Here is a 21,724-nt window from a genome sequence, read left to right as displayed (position 1 = left end):
GCTGGGACTGCCGGCGTCAGTTGCCTGCGTACGGCGACACTACGACGTCGACACGCTGGAATTCCTTGAGATCCGAGTAGCCGGTAGTGGCCATGGAGCGACGCAGTGCACCGATGAGGTTGGACGTGCCGTCAGTGTGGTGTCCGGGTCCGAAGAGGACCTCCTCCAGCGGGCCCACCGTGCCAACGTTGACGCGGTCGCCACGGGGTGATTCGAGGTGGTGCGCCTCCGGACCCCAGTGCCAGCCACGGCCGGGCGCTTCCTCGGCGCGTGCCAAGGCACTGCCGAGCATGACGGCGTCCGCGCCCATGGCGATGGCCTTGACGATGTCGCCGGAGGTGCCCATGCCGCCGTCGGCAATGACATGGACGTAACGGCCGCCGGACTCATCCATGTAGTCGCGGCGTGCGGCGGCGACATCGGAGATGGCCGACGCCATGGGCGAGTGGATACCCAGGGCCCGCCTCGTGGTGGTGGTGGCGCCGCCACCGAAGCCCACCAGGACGCCTGCGGCACCGGTGCGCATGAGGTGGAGGGCTGGCGTGTAGCCGGCTGCCCCACCCACGATCACGGGGACGTCGAGTTCGTAGATGAATTGCTTGAGGTTCAGCGGTTCGTGGTTCTTGGACACATGCTCGGCAGAGACGGTGGTTCCGCGGATAACAAAGATATCGACGCCGGCTGCCACCACGGTCTTGTAGTGCTCCTGGGTCCGCTGCGGCGTGAGGGAACCGGCGACGGTCACGCCCGCGGCGCGGATCTCGGCCAAGCGGGAGCTGATGAGTTCCGGCTGCACGGGAGCCTGGTACAGGTCCTGCATGCGCCGCGTAACGGCAGGGCTGCTGGTCTCATCAGCCAGGGCGGCGATCTCGTCGAGGACCTTCTGCGGGTTCTCGTACCGGGTCCACAGCCCCTCGAGGTCCAGGACACCGAGGCCACCCAGGCGCCCCAACGCGATGGCGGACTCCGGTGACATCACCGAATCCATCGGCGCAGCGATGACAGGCATGTCGAATTTGTAGGCGTCGATCTGCCAGGAGACAGAGACGTCCTTCGGGTCACGCGTCCGGCGGTTCGGAACGATCGCGATGTCATCCAGGGAGTAGGCACGACGCCCACGCTTGCCACGGCCAATCTCAATCTCATAAGTCACGGCTCTTACTTTACTGGACCCCTCCCGGAACCCCGATTCGACAGCTGAAGTATGTCCCCGGCAAGGGAGGCATCCGCGCGTGCGCCGGGCAGCTATCCCCATGGGCAGGGGTGCCCATGGCAGTCCCCCGGACGTATCCGATAGCCTGCCGCAACACACAAACCATGCAAGGGGGACCCATGGCGCCTGGATTATTCGGAGCCGATATTGAACAGCTCCGGTCGTTATCCAAACAAATGGGCCAGGCCGGCAGCCAGCTCCAAAACCAGGAGCTCCAAATTAACGGCCTGATCTCCAGCGTTGCATGGAAAGGAACGGACGGCGAGCGTTTCCGCCGCGAATGGAGCGGCACACTGCGGCCTATGCTGCACAAGGCGTCCCGTTCCTTGAATGACGTGTCCAAGACGCTCCGCACCCAAGCCGATGAACAGCACAAGGCCAGCACCCAAGGCGGTCCGGGCGGACCGAACGGTTCACAGGTTCCTGGTGGCAACGGAAGCCAGGACACTTCTGCCACCGGCCTGGAAGGACTCTTCAGCGTCACCGGCAGCACGGAGTGGTGGGCCGGGAACGCCCTGGTGACCGCGAACGGCGTGCTGGCGGATTCGCTCCTGGCACAGATGGCCAGGGGCGGGTTGGTCACGGAGCTGACTAAATGGCCCTGGCTGAGCGCCCAATACGGTCAGACCGCCGGCGCCGGTTACGTCAAGGGCACCCAATTACTCAATGGCAGCGCGATGCTTGGGAGACTCTCCGGAGCCTTGGGTCTTGTCACCGGTGGGTTGCAGGTCTACCAGGGCATCCAGACGGGGCATCCAGGGGTCGCGGTGGACGGCGGCATCTCCGCTGCCCTGGCCGTGGGCAGCTTTGTGCCGGTTATCGGCCCTGCCTGCGCCATCGCCGGCATCGCTTGGGGCGGGCTGGGCCTCTTGGCCACCAACATGGGCTATGACTCCGCTTCTTCCATGGTGGCTGACGGTGCCAAGCACGTGTGGGAAGGGGCCCAGGATGTTGGCGAGGCTGTAGCCGACGGCGCAAAGAAGGTCTGGGGATGGCTCACATGATCGCGCCACTTCCTAGACTGGATACAGAACCGCTGAACAGAAGGCAGAAATGACCACCCAGACCGAAGAAATCCCGGCTTTGCTCATCACCGAGCATGAGCTCATCGCTCTCATTGCGCTAGCTGGCACCGATGCCGCGCTGAGATGCCAGACCTTGTTTCGCCTCGATCATGCCTCCGGCGCCCCGCTGGAACAGGCCGGTGTCTCCACGCTGCTGGAGCGTGGATTGATGAAGATTGACAACGACTCGCTCCAGCCGGTCGGTCCGGCCGCCACGGTGACGGCTGTCCTGGCAGATGCCACGTCATGGCTGGAAACGGCTCTTGTGACCCCTACTTCCGAGCATGTCTCCTTTATGTTCGGCGCAGAACAGGGCGCACTACTGCTCAACCTGAACAAGTACGGCGTTCACGAACTGCATCCCCTGACGGGCTCCGAAGGCATGATCGCCACGGCAGTGCAAATGGCTGATTACTATCTAAACCAGGCACCGGACGGATTCCCCGCGGCAGCCACAACCCGCCAGCATTTCAATGATGGAACCTCCCGTGCAGTTCACGTCAAGGCGGAGGCCGATGGCTCCCTCTCGATTGCGGCAGGTGAAGGCGAGAACCTGAAAGCCTCACCCCTGTCCCCTGAACAATTCAACGCCCGCATCCGTGCAGGGTTGGAGCAGTACCCCGGGTGAGCTACCAGACAGGCCCCACTCCACTTTCCCATCCTGCCCGCCCTCTGGACTACTGGCTTTCGGCGGAGCTATCCGCCATTACTCCAGCCAATGCGCGCTCCCGCCTGCGTGAAATCGCCAGCGCGCGCGGCTCCTATATGGGAGCCTGGGCTGCCGGAATCGGGATCGGCGCAAGCCTCGTCCTCCTGGGTGTAGTCCTGGCTGTTCGGCTCGGCACGTTCGCACTGATTCCAGCCTTCAGCCTTCCCGGCGCGGCCATCGCCGTGCTCTGCTGCATCTTCTACGTGCGGGTACGGGACCGGTTGCCACAAACGGGCCGGGCGTTGGTCAATCGTGGGCCCGGGAGTTTGCGGGGGGCCCTTTCCTTCGTGGGGTTCATCCTGTTCGTCTTCATTGGGCTGTTTGCCCTCATGGCCAAACCATCCACCTGGCAGGATTCCGCCCTCCTGCTGACGCTGGCCACAGTCCTTGCGTTCATCGTTTGCCTCCTCGTGGTTGGCATCATCGTCCCGGCCACCATCGCAGGCCGTTCGAGGGAGTCGCTTCGCAACAAGGCGGCTACTGATCCCCATTTTCGGGCGCTGCTGGAGCAGGACCTCGCCACGTGGCGTGATCCCTACGGCAACGCAGGATACGGCCCGCTCTAAGCCTCAGGGTGTGTTCTGACTGCTCTCATCCACGGAGAGCTGGGATTCGAACATGCGGAAATACCGGCCCCGCAAGGCCACCAGTTCCTTGTGCGTGCCCTGCTCGGCGATCTTGCCGTCCTCCAGCATGTATACGATGTCCGCCTTCTCGATGGTGGCCAGGCGGTGGCTGATGGCAATGATGGTGCTGCTCCGGTCGGCGAAAAGCCTGGTAAAGATACGGTGTTCTGCCAGGGCATCGATGGCCGAGGTGGGTTCGTCCATGACCATGAAGGATGCGTCCCGGTAGAAGTTACGCGCCATTGCCAGCCGCTGCCATTGCCCGCCGGACAGGCCACTGCCCTTGCGTCCGCGGGGATCTTCCATCCAGTTGCTGACATGGTTTTCCAAGCCGTTGGGCAGTTTGTTGATGAACTCCATGGCCTCTGCATCCGAAGCTGCCCGACGGATGCGGTCATCATTGCGGGGCTGGTCCACATCACCGAGATAGATGTTCTCCGCGGCCGTGGCGAACTCGTACTTGAGGAACTCCTGGCTCAGGACTGCCAGGTGCCGGTGCCAACTGGTGACGTCAATCCCCGCAAGGTCAACGCCGTCCAGCAGTACGTGGCCTGAATCGGGCGTGTAGAGACCGGCGAGGATACGGATCAGCGTGGACTTCCCCGCTCCGTTCTCTCCGACGATCGCTATGTGCTGGCCGGCCTTGATGGTCATGGAAATGCCCTTGATGACCTCAATGTCGCTTCCGGTATAGCTGAAGCGGATGTTCCGCAGTTCCACAGTGGCGGGAGACGAGGGCAGAGGTTGCTCGTGGCCACTGGGCACGGGCAAGGCCATGAACAGTTCATAGTCCTTGAGGTTGGCAAGGTCCTCGTCGATGGAACTCAAGGACGAGACCAGGTTGTTGGCTGTTGAAAGCGCCCGGCTCACGATCTGCTGGACGTAGAGGAACTGCCCCACGGGCTGGGCCCTGGCAATAATCTGTCCCACAACCCAAATAAGGGACACCACTTCTGCCCCATACTGCAGGGAATCGGCAGCCAACTGTTTGGGGATGTACCGCTTTTGGAAATCCAGGCGTCGTTTCTCGTCAGCATCGCGCAGCCGTGATCGCAGATCCATGAGGTACCCAACGATGCCGTACAGCCGCATCTCCGCGATGTGCTGGGGACGGAGCAGGTTCTGTTCGATCATCCGGCGCTGCCGCCGCGAATCCACCTGCGTGTTCCAATGGGCAATCTGCTCACGGGACAGCTTGAACTGCAGGTAGACACTGGGCACGATGGCCACCAGGACAATCACGGCGATCCACCAGCTGACCAGGAACAGCGCACCAATGGCCAGGATCACGGAGACCAGTTGCGTGAAGATGGCTGCAATGCGGTCCAGGACGCGGGCGTAGGAGTCTGAAAACCGCTTGGCGCGGTCGTAGAGGTCCACCGTCTCTTTGTCGTCGTAGCGCCAGAACTCCAGCGCGAGGAACCGCTGGTACATCATGTCCCCCACGATCGCGCCAACCTTGAAGCTCATCAGTTGCTGGATGTAGCGGTCAACGCTGCTGAACGCGCCCCAGAACAGCCCCAGCGCCGCGGTGATGATGACGTACAGGATGGCCCGCGGACCGGCGTCGGGGTCTCCTGCGTATCCGGCCGCCAAAGCGGTGGTGGTGAGGGCTGCGAAGTAGGTGGTGACCAGCGGCAGGGTGGCAGAAATCAGGGAGCCAAGGACCTTCATGATCACCGCCACGGGCGAGGCTTGGAAGCTCACCTTCAGGACCTGCCCGACGGCGCGTGCATAAGGGCGCAGCGCCAGCTTCCGCGGCGGCGTGTTGTTCAGCCGGACCGACTCCGGGTGCCGCGGTTGCGCGGGCTTTTCAGACATGACCCCAGCCTATTCTCCCGGGCAGACATTTCCGTTGGTCCCGGAACGGGCGGCCCTTAAACAACTGTTCCCCACGGAATTCTCCGCGGGGAACAGGCGATGCTTTAGCGTGAACCGTAGTTGGGCGCTTCCACTGTCATCTGGATGTCATGCGGGTGCGATTCCTTGAGCCCGGCAGGCGTGATGCGGACGAACTTGCCGCGTGCCTTGAGCTCGGGGATGGTGGGAGCACCGGTGTAGAACATGGTCTGGCGGAGGCCACCTACCAACTGGTAAGCAACGGAAGCCAGCGGACCTCGGAAGGCCACCCGGCCTTCGATGCCCTCGGGGATGAGCTTGTCATCGCCGGAGACGTCCGCCTGGAAGTAGCGGTCCTTGGAGTAGGACGTGTTCTTGCCGCGGGACTGCATGGCGCCGAGGGAGCCCATGCCGCGGTAGCTCTTGAACTGCTTGCCGTTGACGAAGATGAGTTCGCCCGGCGATTCCTCGCAGCCGGCCAGCAGGGAGCCGAGCATCACGGTGTCGGCACCGGCGACCAGCGCCTTGCCGATGTCGCCCGAGTACTGCAGGCCGCCGTCGGCGATCAGCGGAACACCGGCCGGGATGGCAGCCTTCGCGGATTCGTAGATGGCGGTGATCTGCGGAACGCCAACACCGGCTACAACACGGGTGGTGCAGATGGATCCGGGGCCAACGCCCACCTTGATGCCGTCGGCACCGGCGTCGATCAGCGCCTGGGCGCCTTCACGGGTTGCGGCCTGGCCACCGATGATGTCCACGTGGGCAGCAATCGGGTCCGACTTCAGGCGGCGGATCATGTCCAGCACGCCCTGGGAATGCCCATTGGCGGTGTCTACGAACAAGGCATCCACGCCGGCATCGATGAGCTTCATGGCGCGCTCCCAGCCGTCGCCGAAGAAGCCGATGGCAGCACCGACGCGCAGGCGGCCTTCGTCGTCCTTGGTGGCCAGGGGGTACTGCTCAGCCTTGGTGAAGTCCTTGGTGGTGATGAGGCCCTTGAGGCGGCCCTGCTCGTCTACGAGGGGAAGCTTCTCTATCTTGTTGGTAGCGAGCTTGTGCGAGGCTTCCTCGCGGCTGATGCCCACGTGTCCGGTGATGAGGGGCATCTTGGTCATGGCATCGCTGACACTGCGCAGCGGGAACTCCGACTCCGGAATGAAGCGCGTATCGCGGTTGGTGACAATGCCCAGCAGGCGTCCGTCGGTGTCCACCACGGGAAGGCCGGACACGCGGTAACGGGAACAGAGCTCGTCCAGTTCCTGCAGCGTGGCCTGGGGGCCAATGGTCAACGGGTTGGTGATCATGCCGGATTCGCTGCGCTTGACGCGGTCCACATGCTCAGCCTGGTCATCGATGGACAGGTTTCGGTGAACCACGCCCAGTCCACCCTGGCGGGCCATGGCGATGGCCATGCGGGATTCGGTCACGGTGTCCATGGCAGCGGAGAGCAGCGGCGTCTGCACGGAGATGCGCTTGGAAATGCGCGACGACGTGTCAGCATCGGACGGAATGACATCTGTGTGGCCCGGGAGCAGCAGGACGTCGTCGTACGTCAGGCCAACAAAGCCAAAGGGATCGTGTTCGGGCTGGGTCATGAGTGTGCGCCTCTTACCTGGGTTTCTGGGGGGCTTAACTGGTAGGGGTTGCAACTGATGACCAGCCCGTCATTACGGGACTGGCCTGTGCATACGTACTGCGGCATGGGTACTGCAGGAGAAAAGTGCTGCCGGGTATTGAATAAATAGTAGAACCTCCGCGCCGATCGCCATATTCCGCGACGCCTCAGTGTGAGCAACAGCACTGGCAGCAGCCCGGCGTCGTACACTTTGCACCGCTACTGGGGCGCCACTTGCCTGCCGGACCATCCCGTGGCAGCCAGGAGCCGCTCCTCAAACATGGGGATCATGCTTTGGACATACGTTTTGGTGAGGTGGTTGTCGTCCTTATAGACGTAGACGTTGCCCACCACAGCCGGACACGTCCCCTGCTCGCAGATGAAGTCGCTCATGTCCATCAAGTAGAGCCGGTCAATCTTGCCGATGTAGTCGTCCAAGGGTGAAGACGCTGCCAGGGACTGCTCCAAGGGCGCGTTGCAGTCCGGCGAATCGGGTCCCTTTTTCTGCACACATTCGGGCATATTGATGCTGAACCGCGGATTGTCACGGACACCCACCACATCGATCCCGGCATCCGTGAACGGCTGGATGCCTTCCAGATAGCCGGGAACTTCCGTCTCGAACGGCTCCGTCACGTGCGTCAGCGACGCCACCGTGAACACGGCGTCAGGTTTGTGCTCCATGACGTAGGCGGCACTTGCCTTGTTGAACTCATTGCATTCGTCCGTTCGCTCCGGGGACTCCGCGCCGAAACGGCAACTGCCCTTCAGGAGCGTCACTACTTCCCAGCCGTGCTGCTTGGCGATAGGTCCCAGAGCAGCCATGTATTGCTGGGCATGCGAATCACCGAGGACCACTATTTCCTTGGTGACTTCCTCCGGCTCGTCGTTCTGCAGGCAGCCCTCCAGCAAAGGGTCCGTGGGCACGTTGTCGCCGGTGCACAATCCATCAATGTCCGCCCACTCGTCCTTCATGGCGGCCGGAGCCGGGATGATCATGGCTTCCTGGGTGGGTTCGCCCACGAATTCCGGGGACAGGGCCGCAGCCCCGGGCGTCAATTCCTTCGGCTGGCCCGCGATCGCCGCGCTTTCGGACGCAATGGCGCCCTGCCACGCGGTCACCGGCAGCGCCAGCAGCGCGCCACAGGATGCAATCACGACGGCGGCACGCCAGGACCGCACATCCGGCCACTCCCAGCGGCGCATGGGTATTTCAACGTATTTGGTGGTGGCGATGGCCAACAACATGGACGCCGCCATGATTCCCAGACCTTGGAGCAGGTTGGGCGTGGTGGTCCCGGAGATGAGGAGGAAAAACACCAGGACCGGCCAATGCCAGAGGTACAGGGCGTATGAGTTGTCCCCCACAAATACCAATGGCCTGGAACTCAGGATCCGGTCCACGCCACAACGGCTGTTGCTCTGCCCGGCGATGATGACCGCCGCAGCAGCGAGGGTGGGCCACAGTGCAATAAAGCCCGGGAAGGAACGGTCCACTGTCAGGACCAATCCGCAGGCGAGCATTGCGACGATGCCGGCCCAACCCAGGAGTACCCGGAGCCGTGGTCCTGGCTTCAAGTACGGAAGAGCCAGCGCCAGCAGGGAGCCCAAGGCGAACTCCCACAGCCGGGTGCGGGTATCAAAGTACGCGTACCCCTGGTTACTGGCGGTCTGCTCGATGGAAAAGACCAGGGAGGCCACAAAAACAGCTCCGAAAGCCATGAACAGCAGCGGCCGGTGGGCTACTGCCTTCCCGCGCGGGAACACCTTGGCCAGCTGCGGCTGCAGCAAGGCCACAGCTGCAAAAATCAGCGGCCACAGGATGAATACCTGGCCCTGGACGGACAACGACCAGAAGTGCTGGAGCGGGCTGGCGCCGGAATGATCCTGGGCGTAATAGTCAACGGCGGCGTCAGCAAGCTGCCAATTCTGCCGGTAAAACAGGGATGCCCACGCCTCGGCGAGGACATCCGGCCAGCGGCTCTGCGGGATGAACACCCAGGTGGCGGTCAGTACCCCCAACAGGACAACGACGACGGCGGGCAGCAGCCGCTTGAAGACGTGCAGCCAGTGTTTCAGCAGCCTCAACGGCCTGCGGTTTTCGAGCTTGCGCGTAAAAGACAGCGTCAGGAGGAATGCTGAGATCAGCAGGAAGACGTCAACCCCGCCGGAAACCCGGCCAAGCCAAATGTGGTACGCCGCCACCATGAGCACCGCCAGGGCGCGCAGTCCCTGGACTTCCGGACGGAAGCCGGGTTTCGGCGTCGTGCGTTTCTCTCCGGCAGGTGCCGGTGCGGTTCTGCGTGCCTCCATCATTGCTGCCACCCGGTCGCGGCAAACCACCTTTCGTCAAACATCTCGCCCATGCTGGTGACATAGGTTTTGGACAAGTGGTTGTCGTCCAAATACACGAAGACGTTGCCCACGACGCTCGGGCACGTCACGCCATCGCAGAGCAGATCCGTCATATCCAGGAAGGCTGCGTTCCCAAACATTCCCTGCACTGCCGCAAAGGGGCTTTCTGCGGCGAGGACATCGGGCTGGTCGGACTTGCAATCAGCACTGTCCACACCCTTGGAGAGGGCGCACTCGGTGACGTTGTAGTCATACCGCGGGTTATCGCGCATGGCCACCACCTGGATTCCGAGGTCATTGAAGTTGGTGACGGTCTGCTCAAATCCATACACCAGTTGCTCGTCCGGCGACGACGGCGACGCCATGGTCCCCACCATGAAAACAGCGTCGGGCGCCTGGGCAGCGGCGTACTTGAAAGCAGCCGCATTGAAATCGTTGCAGCCGTCTTCGGCATCAGGGTTGTCCGGCATGAAATGGCATCCGCCCAACAACAGCGCTGTCACTTTCCAGTGTTCGGCCTCGGCCAAGGGGCCAAGCGCAGCGAGCCACTGCTGGGAGTGGGAATCACCCAAAACCAGAATGTCCTTGACGGCGTCGTCCCCCACGGCGTTCTGCTGGCATTTGTCCTGCAGCATCTTTTCAGTTGGCTTGGAGTCGCCTTCACAGGGCCCGGCCAGGGTTGCCCAGTCCTCGGGAAGTTGTTCCGCGGTGGGCAGCGTCTTTGCGCCGTCGCTGACCAAATCAACGTATCCGGGGAGGAGCGCGTGGGCGCCGGGGTTGTCATTGAAGGCCTGCGCCTGCGCTGCTTTGAGGTCCAGGTCCTGTTTGTATTGGAAGCCCAGGAGCGGAGCGGATGCCACGGCCAGGCATGCGGCGATCGCGATCGCCGAGCGGCGGCGTTTGACTTCGGGCCACTTCCATTCGCGGAAGGGCTTCTCCACATATTTGGTAGTGAGGAACGCCAAGACAAGCGCCAAAGCAACGATTGCGGTTCCGGAAAGCCAGCCGGCGTGGTCCTTGCCGCTCCAAGCCAACGCAATGACCAGAATGGGCCAGTGCCACAGGTAAAGGGCGTAGGAATTGTCGCCGAGCCGGACCAGGAACTTGGAACTCAGAATCCGGTCCACGCCGAAGCGGCTGCCGGTTTGGCCAGCGGCTATCACCAATACTGCGGCAAGGGTGGGCCACAGCGCCACAAACCCGGGGAATGCCGTTTGGACCTGCAGCAGCACCCCACACGTGAGCATGGCAACCACGCCGATCCAGCCCATCACCACGCGCACGGGCTTCGCGAAATTCAGGCCAGGAAGGATCAGCGCCAGCAAGGTGCCCAGGGCGAACTCCCATAGCCGCGCGAAGGTGTCGAAGTAGGCAACGGCCTGGTTGTTGGCCGTGAAGATCACGGAATAGGTGAGGGAGAGGACAAAAATGATCGCAAAGACATATGCGAGCGTTGCCCGGTACCGCAAACCAAAACGTCGGCAAAGAAGTGCCACCGTGGCGAAAATAAGGGGCCACATGATGAATACCTGGCCCTGGATGGACAGCGACCAGAAGTGCTGCAGAGGACTGGCCAGGCTGTGGTCCGCGGCGTAGTAATCAACCGCGAGGCCCTGCAGGAGCCAATTCTCGAAATAGAACAGGGATGCCCACGCCTGGTGGACAACTTCAACCCAGCGGGTAGGCGGCAGGAACGCGAACGTGGCGGCAAGCGTAGCCAGAAGAACCACGACGACGGCCGGCAGCAGTCGCCGGAACAGGTGCAGCCAGTGCCGCAGCAGGTCCATGGGCCGGCCCTGTTTATAGCGTCCAGTGAACTGAAGAGTCATCAGGAACGCCGAGATGAGGAGGAAGACGTCAACGCCTCCGGAAACCCGCCCAATCCAGATGTGGTAGCTCACCACCATGAGGACGGCGAGGGATCTCAAGCCTTGGATTTCGGGGCGGAACTTGGACTTTGCAACGGGTCCCGAAGCCCGCCTGCCGGGCCGGGCAGGGGCTGGGATCGTTGGCATAGTCACGTTAGGCAGTTCCTCAAAGCTGTGGCACAAAGCATCAATCATACGCGGGTTGGCGGCCCCACCCCAGTCGGGACCGCCCTGTGAACCCTCTTCCGAAGCCCAATTAGCTCAGGTCCGGCTATGTATCTTCCCAGACATACCTGTGCGTGGCCTGTGCCGCATGACTCTGCTTTCGTCTCCACGGAACTACTCTGGATCGGAACCACAGAAAGGAAACCCCATGATCGTGCAACTGCGCCTGTGCGTGCCTGCGGAGTTGTCCGACGCCGTCCTTGAATGCTGCTCCGGTCACACAGGTGCCGCAGAGGTAGCACTGCACAGGGGCGCATCCGTGGTGCCTCCGGGCGATGTGATAACCGTCCAGATCGCCCGGGAATCCGCGGAAGAGCTGATCGAACGGCTTCATGCCCTCAAGGTTCCGGAGCTGGGTTCCATCTCCATCTCATCGCCGGACCTCGTCTTGTCCAAACGAGCTGACGCCGCCGAGGACTCCGCCCCCGGCGAGTCCGCGGACTCGGTCATCTGGGATGAGGTCTCACGGCAAACCGGTGAGGACTCGAAACTCACATGGAGCTTCCTGGCCTTCCTGGTCATTGCCACCCAGTTGGCCGCAATCGGCATTGTGACCGATTCCACCATCGCAATTGTGGGCGCGATGGTGGTGGGGCCCGAGTTCGGACCACTGGCAGCGTTGGCTGTGGGACTGGTGGAACGGAAGTGGCGTTTGGTACGGACTTCACTGGTGGCCCTCGGCGTCGGCTTCCCACTGGCCATGGTGGTGACGGCATTGGCGGCGTGGTTATCCATCCCCTTGGGCTTGTTTCCCCGGGACACGCTGGACCGGGGATCAGCCGTCGAGTTCATCTACCACCCGGGCCCGTACTCGCTGATTGTGGCGGCACTGGCCGGCGCTGCGGGCATGCTCTCCATGATCAGCCACAGATCTTCCGCCTTGGTGGGGGTCTTCATATCCGTGACCACCGTCCCTGCCGCCGGATACGTCGCCGTTGCCCTGGTGCTGGGCGAATACAGCAAGGCGGCAGGGTCGGCGATGCAGCTGGCACTCAACCTCGTGGGAATCGTGGCAGCTGCAGCGGCCGTGCTGATGTTCTACCGGCTCATCGGCAAACGGCCCTCATCTGTGCGGCGTCCGGCCGCCTCTTGGCGGCGTGCAGTCATGGGCCGGCGTTCCTTGGCCAGCCGACGGGCCAGGTAGCGGGCATCCCGGGCAACCCCGGGAAGCGTTGCCGAAGCCGCCGAGAAAAGGAACTCCTGGCCTATGAAGTACACACCCGGAAGATCGTCGGCTACACCCCTGGTCTGCTTCGGCTCACCGTGATCGTCGAAGACGGGCAGCTTCACCCACGAATAATCCTCGTGATAGCCGGTGCACCAGATAACGTTGGCGGCCTCCACCTGTGTTCCGTCGTCCAGGACCGGAATTCCCACCTCCGAGACCCCCGCCAGCCTGGGGACCATCTGCACACCAGCGGCAGCCAGGTCCTTGGTTTTTGTCCGGATCAACGGAGCTGCCATGGACTTGAAACCCGGGGCGGCCTTGCGTCCTATGGGCGTATTGAGCGTGAGGACATGGACACCCAGGAATCTGACCACAGGCAGGGCAAAACGTGCTGCCGTCCGGCCGTGCTTCATGGGCATCTCGCCGCTGGGTTTTCCGGCAATAACAGTTGAATGGTGTTGTCCCACGTCAAGTGCGATCTCCGCCCCCGAGTTTCCCAGCCCAACCACCAGTACGGTCCCGTCCCTCAACTGCCCAGGGTTCTTATAGTCCTGTGAATGCAATTGGCGTATCTGCGGGTCCAGTTCCGCCGCGAACGCCGGCCGCCTCGGAAGACGGTGGCCGCCGGTGGCAATCACCACGTTGTGCGAGCGCCACGTGCGGTCGCCTGCCCGGACGACGAACCCCTCACCCTCGGCACGGATCTCTTCCACCTGGACGTTGGACACGAAGGGGAGGTTAAAGCGGCCCACATACTCCTCCACGTAATCGGCCAGCTGATCCTTGGTGGGGAACGCCAGGCGGTCTCCCGGGAACGGCCTACCCGGCAGCCCGTCGTACTTGGCCGGAGTAAACAGCCGGAGGGAGTCCCAACGCTGCCGCCAGGCATCTCCGGGCCGGGCATTCCCGTCCAAAATCACGAACTCCCTGCCTTCCTGGGCCAGCCAGTAGCCAAGCGCCACGCCGGCCTGTCCGCCTCCTACGATGACCGTGTCTATTTCCGTGTGCTGTTGCGATGCCATGGCTGCTTACCCTTCCTTGAGTGGTGCCGTGGTGGTCCCTGATACAGCCAATTTATTGCTGTAAAGTCCACTACCGCGTCGGGCGAATTGCGCATTCCGGGCGCTGGCGCATGGGTATTAATACCCACAGCTGAGTGAAGGTCAGTGGATCAAGCCGTGTTCGAAGGCGTAGCTGGTGGCTGCAGCCCTGGATGGCACAGCCAGTTTGGAGAGGATATTGCTGACGTGCCTGGCCACCGTCTTTTCGCTGAGATACAGCTCGCGTGCAATCGCTTTGTTCGCCAGCCCATCAGCAACGAGCCGCAGGACTTCCAGTTCCCTGGCACTCAATGACGACTGGCCCTTGGGCTTTTCGCCCGCAAGTTCCAGGACTTCTGCCGCTGCCGGGGTAGCCCCCAAATCAGCGAACTCTGCGGTGGCCGCCTCGAACTCCATGGCCGCGGAGTCTGTATCCCCCATTACTGCGCACGCCCGGCCGGCAAGGACCCTGCACCGTGCTGCTTGATAGGGAGCTTCCAGGCTGTACCAAATCCGCCAAGCCGTCCTCGACGCTTGAAGAGAAGCCACGGGGTGGCCCTCGGCAAGCAGCACGGCGGCCGAGGCGAGGGAAGCCAGCGCCAGCTCCAGCGGCCGGCTCGTGTTGTGCAGCGGTGCAGACAACTCATCTAAGGCGGCCCGTGCAGCGGCCACGTCGCCGGCGGCAAGCTCAATGTCCACGGCCGCCGGGAGCAGTCGCCTACGGTTGGCCGGATCCGCACCGGCCAACGCCCGGCGCATGGTGTTTTTCGCCTGCGCCACTTTGTGCTGGACCAGGTGGAGGTACGCGACCCCAGGGACGGGTTCAAAGCCTGTCTCTGCGGCCTTTGCATATGCACGTTCCGCGTCGTCCAACCACCCGGTCAAACGAAGAACTTCGCCCTGCTGGTACCAGCTTCCAAAGGTGGCGTCAGGATCACCTTTCCTGATCCGCCCCTCTGCCGCCCGTGCCACAGACAGGGCTTCGTTCCAGGCACCGTGAAGGATGAGCAACTCCGCACGGTTGGCCTGGCACTGACCGCTGAACATGACCATGTCCGGACGATCCCCGCACCAGCGTTCCAGTGCTGCTGTCCATTCATGGGCCCTGCGGACATCCTGGGCCAGGCGGCAACTGCCCAGAACTGCGCAGTAGATGATTCCCGCAGGGATAGGAGAGACCTCCCCGGCCGTGACCGACACCATGACCTCATCCAGGAGTTCCAGACCATCATCCGCGTGCCCAAGGGAAACCTGAGAAGTACCCATGCCGAGCTGTCCCATGGCCTGAAGGTCGCGGTCGTGGAAGAGGGACCCGATTTCCAGGGCCCTGCTGAAAAGGCCATGCCCGGCCTGAGGGTCGCCGGCCCTCAACAAACCCAGCCCGGCAGGAATGAGCAGGTAGCCTTCTGCGGCGCTGGGGCCCACGCTTCCTTCAAGCAAATGCTTGGCGCGGGCCAACCATCCTTGTCCGAGTGAGTACTCACCCATGTCCATAAGAAACATGACCAACCACGCGGCGCACCGCGCTGCACTGTTCGTGTCCCCCAAGGTCAGGTACTCGTCGTGCGCCCGGTTGAGATACTCCACGCTCTCAGCGTTCAGGCCCAGCAGCATGGCCACCGAGGCCACCAGCTCAATGTCCTGGGGAGGTAGTCCGCCTTCAGCGTCAGCGCGGACAAGACATTCCAAGGCATCGCGCCAGCGGCGCTCGGAGTATGCCGAGCGCCCGAGGTCCAATGCCGTATCCGGAGCTGTCATGGCTCACCCTGTGGGTGGAAGCGGCCTGGTTTGCGCCCAAAGCCGCCGTCTTAGCGTCAGGTTACCGCCGCCGTCGTACGCCCACAATAGCCCTCCCGCGCTTGGCGGGAGACGACAAAAAACCCCGGTCACGGACGTGACCGGGGTTCTTTGGGGCAGGTCTATTAGTGCTGGTGGCCTGCGTGTGCGTCTTCTTCCTCAGCGGGCTTCTCGGCAACCAGGGTCTCGGTGGTGAGAACCAGGGCTGCGATGGAAGCGGCGTTGCGGAGAGCGGAGCGGGTGACCTTGACGGGGTCGATCACGCCTGCGGCGATCAGGTCCTCGTACTCACCGGACTTGGCGTTGAAGCCGTGGTTGGCTTCCAGCTCGGAAACCTTGGCAACAACCACGAAGCCGTCGAATCCGGCGTTCTGGGCGATCCAACGCAGCGGCTGGATCAGGGCGCGGCGGACGATGCCAACAGCTGCTGCTGCGTCACCTTCCAGTGCCTTGACGGCCGGTGACTCGTCCAGTGCCTTGAGGGCGTGGATGAGTGCGGAGCCGCCACCGGAAACGATGCCTTCTTCGAGGGCGGCACGCGTGGAGGACACTGCGTCCTCGATGCGGTGCTTCTTTTCCTTCAGCTCAACCTCGGTGGCTGCGCCAACCTTGATCACGCCGATGCCGCCTGCCAGCTTGGCAAGGCGTTCCTGCAGCTTTTCCTTGTCCCAGTCGGAGTCCGTCCGGGTGAGCTCAGCACGCAGCTGGGAAACGCGGTCGGCGACGTCCTGGGCGGAACCTGCACCGTCAACAATGGTGGTGTTGTCCTTGGTGACCGTGATGCGGCGTGCCGTACCGAGTACCTCGAGGCCAACGGTGTCCAGGGTCAGGCCGAGGTCCGGGGAGACAACCTGTGCGCCCGTGAGCGTGGCGATGTCCTGGAGCATGGCCTTGCGGCGGTCGCCGAAGCCCGGTGCCTTGACGGCAACAACGTTGAGCGTGCCGCGGATGCGGTTGACGATCAGCGTGGACAGGGCTTCGCCTTCGATGTCTTCAGCAATGATGAAGAGCGGCTTGTTGGCCTGAAGTGCCTTCTCCAGCAGCGGCAGGAAGTCCTGCAGCGAGGAGATCTTGCCCTGGTTGATGAGGATCAGGGCGTCTTCGAGGACGGCTTCCTGGCGCTCTGCGTCGGTGACGAAGTACGGGGAGAGGTAGCCCTTGTCGAACTGCATGCCCTCGGTCAGAACCAGCTCGGTCTGCGTGGTGGAGGACTCTTCGATGGTGATGACGCCATCCTTGCCCACCTTGCCGAAGGCCTCGGCCAGCAGTTCGCCAACCTCGTCGCTCTGAGCGGAGATGGCTGCAACGCTGGCAACCTGGGTGCCTTCTACTTCGCGGGCATTTTCCAGGAGGCGGGCTGCGATGGCTTCAACGGAAACCTCGATGCCGCGCTTGATCTCACCCGGAGCGGCGCCGGCAGCAACGTTGCGGAGGCCTTCCTTGACCAGGGCCTGTGCAAGCACGGTGGCTGTGGTGGTGCCGTCGCCTGCGACGTCGTTGGTCTTGGTGGCTACTTCCTTGGCCAGCTGTGCGCCAAGGTTCTCGTAGGGGTCGTCAAGCTCAACTTCACGGGCGATGGTTACGCCGTCGTTGGTGATCGTGGGAGCGCCCCACTTCTTGTCCAGCACGACGTTGCGGCCGCGCGGGCCAAGCGTCACCTTGACAGTGTTGGCGAGCTTGTCGATACCGGCCTCAAGAGACCGGCGGGCAGCATCGTTAAAAGCAAGCTGCTTTGCCATGGTTGTGTCCTTTCAAGACAGAAAACCCGCACCGCTGTCGGGTCGGAATGAATCCAACGCGGCGGCGGTGCGGGGCTCCAGGAAGTTACTTTACGACGATCGCAAGGACGTCGCGGGCGGACAGAACGAGGTACTCGTTGCCGCCGGTCTTGACTTCGGTTCCACCGTACTTGGAGTAGATGACGACGTCGCCAACAGCTACGTCAACCGGTACGCGGTTGCCGTTGTCATCGAAGCGGCCGGGGCCGATTGCAACAACTTCGCCTTCCTGCGGCTTCTCCTGCGCGGAGTCCGGAATTACCAGGCCGGAAGCCGTGGTCTGCTCTGCTTCGAGCGGGCGAACAACAATACGATCCTCAAGAGGCTTAATCGAGACCGACACTCGGACTCTCCTTTTCATGAGCTGATTCATGGACTAAGAACTAGGGTGCCGGAGCGTGCAACCGTCGTCGCGGTGCCGGAAGTACGCCTGGCGTGATTAGCACCCTCCAGGGGAGAGTGCTAATAAGACTCTATGTAAGGCGTTAGCACTCGGTCAAGGTGAGTGCCAGCATTTCGTCATCGGTGAACGTCCGTCACCGACCGGTGAGGTCGTCCAGATCATAGTCTTCGCCGTCATCGTCCTCGTCCAGCGGGGCATTGCCCCGGTTCAAGTACAGCAGCACGGCTGAAGCAACAGTTACGACGCCGGCGATCACCAAGGTGATAATTCCGCCGGTCCGGGCGCCGCTGTACAGCTCGCGGATGTCCCGTGCCTCGTCCGTGGCGTCGTTGACGCTCTTCCCGGCCACTGAGTATGTGGCCGCGTTAAAGGAATCCAGCGCGAAGATAATGATCAGCAGGCCGATGCAGACCACCGTGATTACGGCGCCCGCTATCAGGGCAGGGCGCGCAAACTTTGTGATGGCGGAGGGATGCGGGGCTGCGTTGTCTTCCATGAAAACAACCCTATCTGGCTGATTCAGCAGTCACGTTGTCATAAGCCGCGCCGTTAGGCTTGATGGCATGCCTCATGCACCGCAGGAACAGATCGCGCCCTTGCTGACTACTGAAGGATGGGAACTTCTTGCCTCATTGGGGCCCTACCGGGAAGCCGATTCGTTCAACGTCAATGCCACCCTGCGGAAGGCGGGGCACTCCCCTGACCTGGTAGCCGCCGTCCTGACGCAGTCCCGCCTGCGTACCCGTGCAGAAGCCAAGTTTGGCGAGTTCGCACGTCAGATGCTGTTCACACAGGCCGGCCTTGAACAGGCCACCCGGTTGAACGTTGCCGCCAGGCATGCCGAACGTTTTGCCAAGGCCGGAATTGCGCACGTGGCGGACCTCGGCTGCGGTCTGGGCGCCGATTCGATGGCCATGGCGTCCATGGACATCGCAGTCACCGCGGTGGAGATGGACGAGACCACCGCCGCTTGCGCAACCATCAACCTCATGCCGTTCCCGCACGCCACGGTGGTGCACTCGGATGCCATGGCGGTGGAACTGGACGGGATCGACGGCGTGTGGCTGGATCCCGCCCGGCGAACCACGTCCTCATCCGGGACCAAGCGGATCTGGGACCCCGAAGCGTTCTCTCCCCCACTGTCCTTCGTGGAAAAACTGGCCGCCACCGGACGTGCCATAGGCGTCAAGATGGGGCCGGGTATCCCCCACGACTCCGTACCGTCAGGTTGCGAGGCCCAGTGGGTCTCGGTGGGTGGAGACGTCACCGAAGTGACGTTGTGGTTCAACGCAGTGTCCCGTCCCGGTGTACGTCGGGCCGCTTTGGTTATCAGCAGCCAGGGGGCCGCCGAAATCACCAGCGGTGAGGATTTCGACGGCGGTCCGGTCGCCGCCGTCGGGCGTGTTGAAGGCTTCCTTTACGAACCCGATGGTGCCGTCATCCGCGCAGGCCTGGTGGCCGACGTCGCCGAACGGCTGGGCGGTCACCTGGTGGACGAGCACATCGCTTACATCTGCGCTCCGGAACTGCATGACACGCCGTTTGCGCGCGCTTACCGGGTCCTCGAGGTGATGCCTTACAACGTCAAGGCCCTCAAAACCTGGGTGAAGGAAAACGGCATCACGGTGCTGGACATCAAGAAGCGCGGCACCGCGGTAACCCCGGAGGAGCTTCGGAAGCAGTTGCTCCCTGCCAAGCCCGTCAAAGGCAAGGATGCGAAAACAGCCACCCTGGTCCTCACCCGGATTGGCGAGGAGAGAGTGGCTGTGGTCGTGGAGCCTGTGACGTTCTAATGCGCTCCTGCCGTCAGCGGCGCGAGAACTCCGATGCTTCGCGGACCTGCCCGGCCGTCGGGCGTACCCCGGTGTAGAGCACAAACTGCTCTTCCGCCTGGATGGCAATGACCTCAGCGCCCGTGATTACTGGCTTGCCTGCGGCGCGTGCAACCGAAATAAGGGGCGTCTCCGAGGGAAGGGCTACGACGTCGAATACCACCTTCGCTGCGGCAATCGTGGCGTCGTCGAAGGACTGGGCCGTTTCGTCCGCGCCTGCCATTCCAAGCGGAGTGACATTGATGATGAGGTCCGCGGTGGAACCGTTGACGTCGTTCTGCCATGCGAAGCCGTAGAGTTCCGCGAGGGCACGGCCGGTGTCTTCGTTGCGGGCCACGATGGTGACAGCAGTGAACCCGGCATCCCGCAAGGCTGCGGCAACAGCCTTGGCCATGCCGCCGGCACCACGGAGCAGCACGGTGTGGCCGCTGGGAACCTGATGGTCCTTCAAGAGCCGGGCAATGGCGATGTAGTCGGTGTTGTAAGCGGTAAGGACGCCGTCGTCGTTCACGATGGTGTTGACCGAATCGATGGCCTTGGCCGACGGGTCCATCACGTCAACCAGGGGGATGACCGCTTCCTTGTACGGCATGGACACCGCGGCGCCCCGGATCGGGAGGCCGCGGATGCCCGCCACCGCGAGGGTGATGTCAGCAGGGGCGAATGCCTTGTAGACAAAGTTCAAGCCGAGCAGATCGTACAGGTAGTTGTGGAACCGGGTACCGATGTTGCTGGGCCGGGCCGCGAGCGAAATGCACAGGGACATGTCTTTGTTCAGGATTGGCATTCCCCCATTAAACAACGGCCCATGCTCAGCCTTGCCGCGCCTTCATTCGCGGGTTGTTCTTGTTGATGACGAACGTACGCCCGCGCCGACGCACAATCTGGGCGCCGGGGATTTTCTTGAGGGCGCGCAGCGAGTTCCTGACCTTCATGGTGTTTCTCCTTCTTGTTGGTGGTTTGGCCTGGCTTAGGTTGCTGGCTAGAGGACGTCGCTAAGTTCCAGGGGGTCGTCCCAGACGCCGTAATCCAGTTCCATCTCCTCCTCGGTGAGCTGGCAAGCATCCAGGAGCTGGCGGATCTCCTGTCCGTCCATGTCCTCGGAGCGCCCGGTGAGCGCCAGGACCGTGCCGCGGTCGCCATGGCTTGGGTGCCAGTCAAGGAAGGAGTCGACGTCGGCACCCGTCACCCCGGTGTTAGCGGGGCGACGCGTTCCGTCGGGGGAATCGGCCAGCCACTTCCCGGTGCTTTCCAGCCAGACCCTCGGCCCTATCCCCTGAACGGCGATCCGGATACTGGGAGCAGAAGCTATCCACAGGCGCCCACGCATCCAGTGCTTGGCTACAGCAAGTTGCGGCAGCGCATCGCGGAAGCGTCCCGGGTGCAGCGGACGTCCTGCTTTGTGGAGCACGGTCCGGAAGGCGCCGGCCGTCTCGCTGACAGGGACACGCACGACGCCGGGCCGGTTGCGTGCCGCCGCTTCGGCGTCATCGAAACATCCCGATCGGAAGAGGTCAGCGGCTCCGACGATGGCTGCGTGGGGCGCCAACTCCCCCAGCAACTCAACTCCTGTTGTCCATGCGGCCGAACCGTCCCGGTGATCGCCGGTCAGCTCGGCCCCCAAGCCGGGGTGCACCATGACGGTGTCCACCTGCCCAAATTCTCCGATCAGAAACTCACCGCTGGTGCGGTCATCCTGAGGCATGGAGGTAAATCCGGATTCGAACAATGTGTGGCGGTCCCAGATGTGGTCATCAAGATCCGCCGGGTCCAGGGCCAGCACAGCGTTGTCGATGATTGCCGGGCGGCTCAGGCCCCTGCGAAGTTCCGCAACGGCCATCCCCGCTGCCACCCCTGGCGGAAGCCCAAGGACAACGTGGTCGAAGCCGCACGCAGCGAGGCGTTCCGCTGTGGGGACAACGTCCAACCTGACGGTGCAGCTGAGGCAACCATGCTCCAGGACTGTGGTTTCACGTTCGAACAACCGGCCGCCACGGTAAACCCGGCGGAGGACCAGCGAACCGTCCAGGAGGTCATGGAGGACCACCACCGAATTGGCGTGCGTGCGGCCAAGTCTGTCTGCAGCTGCCTCACGGCATTGGCTGTCCAGGGAACTGACGACTGTGAGGTGCATGCGTCAACTCTAATGAGAATCATTATTATTAGCAAATGACGGTTTCGTTGCACCG

Annotated in this window: 18 protein-coding genes; 5 read left to right on the top strand and 13 right to left on the bottom strand. The window is 62.7% G+C overall.

Going from position 1 to position 21,724, the window contains the following annotated elements; genetic code table 11:
* Positions 1-16 precede the first annotated feature (16 nt).
* Positions 17-1,153 (bottom strand): GuaB3 family IMP dehydrogenase-related protein, encoded by a 1,137-nt coding sequence (locus BMY91_RS02765; RefSeq protein WP_090817921.1) that lies wholly within the window; start codon positions 1,151-1,153, stop codon positions 17-19.
* Between the two features lie 179 nt (positions 1,154-1,332).
* On the opposite strand from BMY91_RS02765, the gene BMY91_RS02760 reads away from it, so the two are divergent.
* The 3 genes from BMY91_RS02760 to BMY91_RS02750 are packed head-to-tail and all read left to right on the top strand — an operon-like array spanning position 1,333 to position 3,552.
* Positions 1,333-2,217: a WXG100 family type VII secretion target gene (locus tag BMY91_RS02760; RefSeq protein ID WP_090817919.1), complete on the top strand. Its 885-nt coding sequence runs from the start codon at positions 1,333-1,335 to the stop codon at positions 2,215-2,217.
* Between the two features lie 49 nt (positions 2,218-2,266).
* Entirely contained in the window at positions 2,267-2,905 is a 639-nt protein-coding gene (locus tag BMY91_RS02755; RefSeq protein ID WP_090817916.1) for a hypothetical protein, read from the top strand.
* A complete protein-coding gene (locus BMY91_RS02750; RefSeq protein WP_090817913.1) occupies positions 2,902-3,552 on the top strand; it encodes a hypothetical protein in 651 nt (216 codons plus the stop codon). The genes BMY91_RS02755 and BMY91_RS02750 overlap by 4 nt, the downstream gene beginning before the upstream one ends.
* A 3-nt stretch (positions 3,553-3,555) precedes the next feature.
* Here BMY91_RS02750 and BMY91_RS02745 read toward each other — a convergent pair whose 3' ends face one another.
* From BMY91_RS02745 to BMY91_RS02730, 4 genes are all read right to left on the bottom strand, one after another.
* Entirely contained in the window at positions 3,556-5,433 is a 1,878-nt protein-coding gene (locus BMY91_RS02745) for an ABC transporter ATP-binding protein (protein ID WP_090817910.1), read from the bottom strand.
* Positions 5,434-5,537: 104 nt separating this feature from the next.
* Positions 5,538-7,049: an IMP dehydrogenase gene (gene guaB / locus BMY91_RS02740; protein ID WP_026539869.1), complete on the bottom strand. Its 1,512-nt coding sequence runs from the start codon at positions 7,047-7,049 to the stop codon at positions 5,538-5,540.
* Positions 7,050-7,288: 239 nt separating this feature from the next.
* Positions 7,289-9,382, bottom strand: a complete 2,094-nt coding sequence (locus tag BMY91_RS02735; RefSeq protein WP_371261015.1) for an acyltransferase family protein — start codon at positions 9,380-9,382, stop codon at positions 7,289-7,291.
* The gene (locus BMY91_RS02730) at positions 9,382-11,439 is read right to left on the bottom strand and encodes an acyltransferase family protein (protein WP_254779708.1); all 2,058 of its coding nucleotides are present in this window, start codon (positions 11,437-11,439) and stop codon (positions 9,382-9,384) included. Before BMY91_RS02730 ends, BMY91_RS02735 begins: the two co-directional genes overlap by 1 nt.
* Before the next feature lie 226 nt (positions 11,440-11,665).
* Here BMY91_RS02730 and BMY91_RS02725 point away from each other — a divergent pair, with 226 nt between their 5' ends.
* A complete protein-coding gene (locus BMY91_RS02725; RefSeq protein WP_090817900.1) occupies positions 11,666-12,661 on the top strand; it encodes a DUF389 domain-containing protein in 996 nt (331 codons plus the stop codon).
* On the opposite strand, the gene BMY91_RS02720 is transcribed toward BMY91_RS02725, so the two are convergent.
* From BMY91_RS02720 to BMY91_RS02700, 5 genes are all read right to left on the bottom strand, one after another.
* Positions 12,556-13,707 carry a flavin-containing monooxygenase gene (locus BMY91_RS02720; protein WP_090817897.1) on the bottom strand — a complete coding sequence of 384 codons (1,152 nt, stop codon included), beginning with the start codon at positions 13,705-13,707 and terminating at the stop codon, positions 12,556-12,558. The two genes, BMY91_RS02725 and BMY91_RS02720, sit on opposite strands and share 106 nt — an antisense overlap.
* Positions 13,708-13,848: 141 nt before the next feature.
* Entirely contained in the window at positions 13,849-15,483 is a 1,635-nt protein-coding gene (locus tag BMY91_RS02715; RefSeq protein ID WP_090817893.1) for a response regulator transcription factor, read from the bottom strand.
* A gap of 164 nt (positions 15,484-15,647) precedes the next feature.
* Positions 15,648-17,261, bottom strand: coding sequence for a chaperonin GroEL (gene groL, locus BMY91_RS02710; RefSeq protein ID WP_090817890.1), 1,614 nt, complete (start codon positions 17,259-17,261; stop codon positions 15,648-15,650).
* 85 nt (positions 17,262-17,346) lie between these two features.
* Complete coding sequence (groES, locus tag BMY91_RS02705) at positions 17,347-17,643, bottom strand: co-chaperone GroES (RefSeq protein WP_011775524.1); 297 nt, start codon at positions 17,641-17,643, stop codon at positions 17,347-17,349.
* 193 nt (positions 17,644-17,836) lie between these two features.
* Complete coding sequence (locus BMY91_RS02700) at positions 17,837-18,199, bottom strand: hypothetical protein (protein ID WP_090817887.1); 363 nt, start codon at positions 18,197-18,199, stop codon at positions 17,837-17,839.
* Positions 18,200-18,266: 67 nt separating this feature from the next.
* Here BMY91_RS02700 and BMY91_RS02695 point away from each other — a divergent pair, with 67 nt between their 5' ends.
* The gene (locus BMY91_RS02695; protein WP_090817884.1) at positions 18,267-19,496 is read left to right on the top strand and encodes a THUMP-like domain-containing protein; all 1,230 of its coding nucleotides are present in this window, start codon (positions 18,267-18,269) and stop codon (positions 19,494-19,496) included.
* A gap of 13 nt (positions 19,497-19,509) precedes the next feature.
* On the opposite strand, the gene BMY91_RS02690 is transcribed toward BMY91_RS02695, so the two are convergent.
* The 3 genes from BMY91_RS02690 to BMY91_RS02680 are packed head-to-tail and all read right to left on the bottom strand — an operon-like array spanning position 19,510 to position 21,669.
* On the bottom strand, positions 19,510-20,322 hold the full coding sequence (locus BMY91_RS02690) for a shikimate 5-dehydrogenase (protein ID WP_090817881.1): 813 nt from the start codon (positions 20,320-20,322) through the stop codon (positions 19,510-19,512).
* A 25-nt stretch (positions 20,323-20,347) separates the two neighbouring features.
* Positions 20,348-20,470: a type B 50S ribosomal protein L36 gene (ykgO, locus tag BMY91_RS02685; protein WP_011775528.1), complete on the bottom strand. Its 123-nt coding sequence runs from the start codon at positions 20,468-20,470 to the stop codon at positions 20,348-20,350.
* Positions 20,471-20,517: 47 nt separating this feature from the next.
* Positions 20,518-21,669: a GTP-binding protein gene (locus BMY91_RS02680; RefSeq protein WP_090817878.1), complete on the bottom strand. Its 1,152-nt coding sequence runs from the start codon at positions 21,667-21,669 to the stop codon at positions 20,518-20,520.
* Positions 21,670-21,724: the final 55 nt, after the last annotated feature.

The sequence above is a fragment of the Arthrobacter sp. yr096 genome, from assembly GCF_900108925.1.
GTDB lineage: Bacteria > Actinomycetota > Actinomycetes > Actinomycetales > Micrococcaceae > Arthrobacter.
Note: the sequence above shows the minus strand (reverse complement) of the source record. Positions and strands in the feature narration are given on the sequence as shown.

What these genes read in the sequence shown, in the direction of transcription:
- BMY91_RS02760 (WP_090817919.1), top strand. Translation starts at nt 1,333, where the DNA reads ATGGCGCCTGGATTATTCGGAGCCGATATTGAACAGCTCCGGTCGTTA.
- BMY91_RS02755 (WP_090817916.1), top strand. Translation starts at nt 2,267, where the DNA reads ATGACCACCCAGACCGAAGAAATCCCGGCTTTGCTCATCACCGAGCAT.
- BMY91_RS02745 (WP_090817910.1), bottom strand. Translation starts at nt 5,433, where the DNA reads ATGTCTGAAAAGCCCGCGCAACCGCGGCACCCGGAGTCGGTCCGGCTG.
- guaB (WP_026539869.1), bottom strand. Translation starts at nt 7,049, where the DNA reads ATGACCCAGCCCGAACACGATCCCTTTGGCTTTGTTGGCCTGACGTAC.
- BMY91_RS02735 (WP_371261015.1), bottom strand. Translation starts at nt 9,382, where the DNA reads ATGGAGGCACGCAGAACCGCACCGGCACCTGCCGGAGAGAAACGCACG.
- BMY91_RS02730 (WP_254779708.1), bottom strand. Translation starts at nt 11,439, where the DNA reads ATGCCAACGATCCCAGCCCCTGCCCGGCCCGGCAGGCGGGCTTCGGGA.
- BMY91_RS02725 (WP_090817900.1), top strand. Translation starts at nt 11,666, where the DNA reads ATGATCGTGCAACTGCGCCTGTGCGTGCCTGCGGAGTTGTCCGACGCC.
- BMY91_RS02720 (WP_090817897.1), bottom strand. Translation starts at nt 13,707, where the DNA reads ATGGCATCGCAACAGCACACGGAAATAGACACGGTCATCGTAGGAGGC.
- BMY91_RS02715 (WP_090817893.1), bottom strand. Translation starts at nt 15,483, where the DNA reads ATGACAGCTCCGGATACGGCATTGGACCTCGGGCGCTCGGCATACTCC.
- groL (WP_090817890.1), bottom strand. Translation starts at nt 17,261, where the DNA reads ATGGCAAAGCAGCTTGCTTTTAACGATGCTGCCCGCCGGTCTCTTGAG.
- BMY91_RS02700 (WP_090817887.1), bottom strand. Translation starts at nt 18,199, where the DNA reads ATGGAAGACAACGCAGCCCCGCATCCCTCCGCCATCACAAAGTTTGCG.
- BMY91_RS02695 (WP_090817884.1), top strand. Translation starts at nt 18,267, where the DNA reads ATGCCTCATGCACCGCAGGAACAGATCGCGCCCTTGCTGACTACTGAA.
- BMY91_RS02690 (WP_090817881.1), bottom strand. Translation starts at nt 20,322, where the DNA reads ATGCCAATCCTGAACAAAGACATGTCCCTGTGCATTTCGCTCGCGGCC.
- ykgO (WP_011775528.1), bottom strand. Translation starts at nt 20,470, where the DNA reads ATGAAGGTCAGGAACTCGCTGCGCGCCCTCAAGAAAATCCCCGGCGCC.
- BMY91_RS02680 (WP_090817878.1), bottom strand. Translation starts at nt 21,669, where the DNA reads ATGCACCTCACAGTCGTCAGTTCCCTGGACAGCCAATGCCGTGAGGCA.